Below are 1,384 nucleotides of genomic sequence, written 5' to 3' on the forward strand. Positions count from 1 at the left end.
GCCAATGGTATGGACCCCGCCCTTGCCGCGGTGGAATCTCAAGCGTCAACTGCAGCGAAGGAGGATGTTATGCAGGTCGTTCGGATAGGTCTAGATCTGGCGAAGTATGTCTTCGAAGTTCACGGCGTCGACAACCACGGGAAAGTCGTTGTGCGAAAGAGGTTACGTCGCGATGCGGTGGCCGGCTTTTTCGCCAATTTACCGGCCTGCCTGGTCGGCATGGAGGCTTCCAACGGGGCACACTATTGGGCTCGCGTGCTCACGGAGCTTGGCCATCAGGTCCGACTAATCAGCCCTCAGTTCGTGACACCATACGTCAAGTCGAACAAAAACGACCAGAACGATGCGGAAGCCATCTGCGAAGCGGTCGGTCGTCCGTCCATGCGCTTCGTGCCACCGAAATCAACCGATCAGCTGGCGGTACAGGCCGTCCACCGCATTCGCCGGCGCCTGGTCGCCGATCGAGTCAGGCTCGTCAATCAGATTCGCGGTCTTCTGTCCGAGCATGGGATTGTCATTGCCCGTGACATCGCGCAGCTGCGGCGTGGCCTCGCGGTCATCGTAGGAAACATCAATGACGACCTCAGCGAGATGCTCCGAGCGCTCATGAGGGAACTGCAAGAGGAGTTGTCCGAGCTTGATACCCGCATTGCAGCCTATGACCGGCGGATAAGGGAAATCTTCCGTACGAGTGAGCAGTGCCAGCGGCTCGGCAAAATCGAAGGCGTCGGACCTGTGACAGCAACAGCCTTGGTCGCCGCCGTGGGCGATAGAAGCTGTTTCAAGAACGGCCGACAGTTCGCGGCTTGGCTTGGTCTGGTACCCAAGCAGCGATCCAGTGGAGGGCGGGCCCGCTTGTTCGGCATCAGCAAACGGGGCGATCGATACCTGCGGACGCTGATGATTCACGGAGCTCGCGCCGCTTTAAGCCGTGCTAATGGCAAGCAGGATCCGCGAAGCCTCTGGCTCGGCAAGATGCGGCAACGGCGCCATCCCAATGTCGCGGCCGTGGCTCTTGCCAACAAGAACGCGCGGATCGTGTGGGCTATGCTCACAGGCGGCGCGGCTTATGAGCCGGCGCTTTCGGTGAAGGCGGCCTGAAGCGAAGCGGCAATCAAGGAAAGGAGGTCTCACCGGCAATTGCAACAAATGGCAGGAGATGGCGAAACGGTCACCCCGTCGCTTCCCGAACCTGATGTGTGGACCGGCACGGCTTGCGCCGATGTCTCGGGGCCGTTGAGGTGGAAGCGGGCGAAAACCATCGAGGCTCGCGGCGGAGACGTTGTCCAGCCGCATCAAGAAGCCGGATATACGTCAGCAGTTGTGGCCGTCGATCCTGATCAAGCCAGTCGTTGCAATCGGGCGGGGTCCATATACGTCCACA

The 1,384-nt window shown here is 60.3% G+C and carries 1 protein-coding gene; it reads left to right on the forward strand.

Annotated features, from left to right (window positions below):
- Positions 1 to 69: 69 nt before the first annotated feature.
- On the forward strand, positions 70 to 1,101 hold the full coding sequence (locus tag AC0L3P_RS39730) for an IS110 family RNA-guided transposase (protein WP_247296495.1): 1,032 nt from the start codon (positions 70 to 72) through the stop codon (positions 1,099 to 1,101).
- Positions 1,102 to 1,384: the final 283 nt, after the last annotated feature.

It is taken from the genome of Bradyrhizobium sp. WSM4874, from assembly GCF_055811835.1.

Coding starts and splice junctions, on each gene's coding strand:
- AC0L3P_RS39730 (WP_247296495.1), top strand. CDS start 70: ATGCAGGTCGTTCGGATAGGTCTAGATCTGGCGAAGTATGTCTTCGAA.